The 2,613-nt window shown below is 65.3% G+C and carries 3 protein-coding genes; 1 reads left to right on the top strand and 2 read right to left on the bottom strand.

Annotation, left to right across the window (positions count from 1 at the left end; translation table 11 throughout):
• Positions 1 to 271, bottom strand: a 271-nt coding sequence (locus AS93_RS19695; RefSeq protein ID WP_037009853.1) for a biotin/lipoyl-binding protein, incomplete at its 3' end; no start/stop codon positions are given.
• A gap of 142 nt (positions 272 to 413) precedes the next feature.
• Here AS93_RS19695 and AS93_RS0117120 point away from each other — a divergent pair.
• Positions 414 to 737, top strand: a complete 324-nt coding sequence (locus tag AS93_RS0117120; RefSeq protein ID WP_027591729.1) for a metalloregulator ArsR/SmtB family transcription factor — start codon at positions 414 to 416, stop codon at positions 735 to 737.
• Between the two features lie 51 nt (positions 738 to 788).
• Here the strand turns inward: AS93_RS0117120 and AS93_RS0117115 are convergent, their stop codons facing one another.
• Positions 789 to 2,369, bottom strand: coding sequence for a methyl-accepting chemotaxis protein (locus tag AS93_RS0117115; RefSeq protein WP_027591728.1), 1,581 nt, complete (start codon positions 2,367 to 2,369; stop codon positions 789 to 791).
• Between the last annotated feature and the right edge of the window lie 244 nt (positions 2,370 to 2,613).

The raw sequence follows: 2,613 nt of genomic DNA, 5'->3' as shown, positions 1-2,613 counted from the left end.
TCTGCTCGGCGGCGCGGGCGTCCAGGCGCAACAGCACCTGTCCGGCACGTACCGAATCGCCGACCTGTACGGTGATCTCCTGCACGGCGCCGGCCACCTGGGCAGTCAACAGCGTCTGGCGTACAGCCTCGACGACACCTTCGTGGTGGCTGGCGCCGAGCTGGGCGCCCCGCTGCACGGTGGCGCTGCGCAGTTCCTGGGGTTGGGCGAAGGCCGTGCTGCCGAGCAGCAGGCTGGCGGCGAGAAGGATGCGCAAGCCGGCGGTAGACATGAAAGGGCTCCGTTGCCTGATCGGGAATGGTGGGCATTATTTGCGTGATTGGTTAATTAGTCAATTAACTGCTTGCGCAAGCATGCATGCGCGCGGGGGATGGCGTATCATTCGCGGCGTGCAATGTCTTGCGGTGATCAGTATGGAAAACCTTACTCCCGAGGCGATGGAGCAGGTGGCGGCCTATTTCCGTGCGCTGTCCGAGCCCACGCGGCTGGCGATTCTCAATCTGCTGCGTGAGGGCGAGCGCAACGTGGGCGAACTGGCTCAGCTGTGCAGCTGTTCCCCGGCCAACGTGTCTCGCCACCTGTCGCTGCTGAGCCAGCACGGGCTGGTGCGGCGGGAAGGGCGGGGTACGGCGGTGTACTACCGGATCGCCGATGACAGCGTGTACGCGCTGTGCGATCTGGTGTGCGGCAACATCGCGCGGCGCTATCAGCGCAGCCAGCCGTTCCCCGGCGTCTGACGCCAATGAAAAAGGCCGCTCAGGGAGCGGCCTCGGGTCTTCGTGCAGGGCTCAGGTGCGGAAGCGCGACAGCTGGCCGTGCAGATCCTGCATGCCGGTACGGATCTCTTCGCTGCTGTGCACCACGCGCTCGGCGTCACGGTGGGTCTGCAGCGCCAGCTCGGTGAGCTGGTTCACCCGCCGGTCGATGTCCTGCACCACCTGGCTCTGTTGTTCCACGGCTGAGGCGATCTGCAGGCTGCTGCCATTGATCGCCTGCACGTCCTGAAGCATCGCCTGGAAGATGTTCCGTGCCTGCTCGATCTGCGCCACGTTCTCGGTGGCCTGCTCGGCGTTGTGGCGCAGGCTGTCCAGCGAGCGCCGGGCGCGGCCCTGCAGGCGTTCGATGATCTGGCCGATCTCGCCGGTGGACTGCTGGGTCCGGCTGGCCAGGGTACGCACCTCGTCGGCCACCACGGCGAAACCGCGTCCGGCCTCGCCGGCGCGTGCCGCCTCGATGGCCGCGTTGAGCGCGAGCAGGTTGGTCTGCTCGGCGATGCCGGTGATTACCTCCAGTACCTTGCCGACCGCCTGGGTCTCGTTCTCCAGTTCGCGCATGTGCTCGCCGGTGCGTTGCAGCTCCTGGCTCAGCGTGCCGAGCAGCTCGGCGCTGCGCTGCACCGCGGCGCGGCCGCTCTGGCCGTTGCGCTCGGTGCTTTGCGCCGACTGGGCGGCGGACTGGGTGTGGCGAGCGACCTCGGCGAGGCTGGCGGTCAACTCGGTGAGGGCGGTGGCGGCCTGGTCCAGCTGCTGGTGCTGGCGGGCCATGTTCTGCTCGGAGGCCTGGATGGCGCGCAGCGTCTCGCCCAGGTGCTCGCGCGACTGCAGACTGCCGCGCTTGGCCTGGTCGAGCAGCTCGCGCACCTGTTCGACCATGCGGTTGAAGACCACCGCGATGCGGCCAAATTCGTCGTGTTTCCAGCGGGCATGCATGCGCTGGGTGAAATCGCCATCGGCCACCTGGGCCAGGGCCTGTTCCAGCTGGCGCAGGGCGCTCATCAAGGGGTGCATGCCGAACTGATTGCCGGCCATGACCAGGATGAGAATGGCTGCCACGCAGAAGAAGGCGATCTCCAACTGGGTGCGCTGAGTGCTGTCGGCCAGGCGGGTCATCATCACCACGGCATCGTTCATGTGCTTGATCAGCGCGACGGAGTTCTGCTGCAGCAACGCCATGTCCAGCGTGCCGTTGGGCTGGACGGTGAGCAGTTGCTGGCGCAAGCGCTGCCAATGCTCGCCCACGGTGCGCATCTGCGCCTGGATGGACGCATCGTCGAAGCGGCTGATGTTGCGCTCCGGATTGCCATTGAGCAGGTCCTGATGGGAGCGCTCGAACTGCGCCATGGTGCCTTCCATCAGCGAGCGCTCGATGACGCCGCTGTGCAGCAGCAGCGCTTCCTTGGTCATCTTCTGGCTGAGCATGCGCTGGGCGCCGGCGACGTTGATGGTTTCGGCGGAAACCGACAGGCTCAGGTAGAGCGCCACGCAGCTGAGCAGCGCGAGCAGGAACATCAGCAGATAGGAGAACAGGAACTGGTGGGCCAGCGTCTTCAGGCCCAGGCGGTGCAGCAGGGAGTCGATGAAGAATTTCATGGGATATCCAGACAAGGCAGGTGCGACGGCGCGTTGCGCCATCATTCACGGATCGGCCTTGGCGGGAGAAGCTTTAAGGAAAAGAAGGCGTTGCGGTTGTGCTGCGACATTTTGCTGCAGCCCGACGCAGCGATCAGGTTTTTCGCGGGCATAAAAAAACCGAGCCATCGCTGGCTCGGTTTTTCAGAATTGGTGCCCAGGAGAAGACTCGAACTTCCACGGTGTTGCCACCGCTAGGACCTGA

This window comes from Pseudomonas sp. RL (genome assembly GCF_000647775.1).
Lineage (GTDB): Bacteria > Pseudomonadota > Gammaproteobacteria > Pseudomonadales > Pseudomonadaceae > Serpens > Serpens flexibilis.
This window is presented reverse-complemented; position numbering and strand designations above follow the sequence as displayed.

What these genes read in the sequence shown, in the direction of transcription:
- AS93_RS0117115 (WP_027591728.1), bottom strand. Translation starts at nt 2,369, where the DNA reads ATGAAATTCTTCATCGACTCCCTGCTGCACCGCCTGGGCCTGAAGACG.
- AS93_RS0117120 (WP_027591729.1), top strand. Translation starts at nt 414, where the DNA reads ATGGAAAACCTTACTCCCGAGGCGATGGAGCAGGTGGCGGCCTATTTC.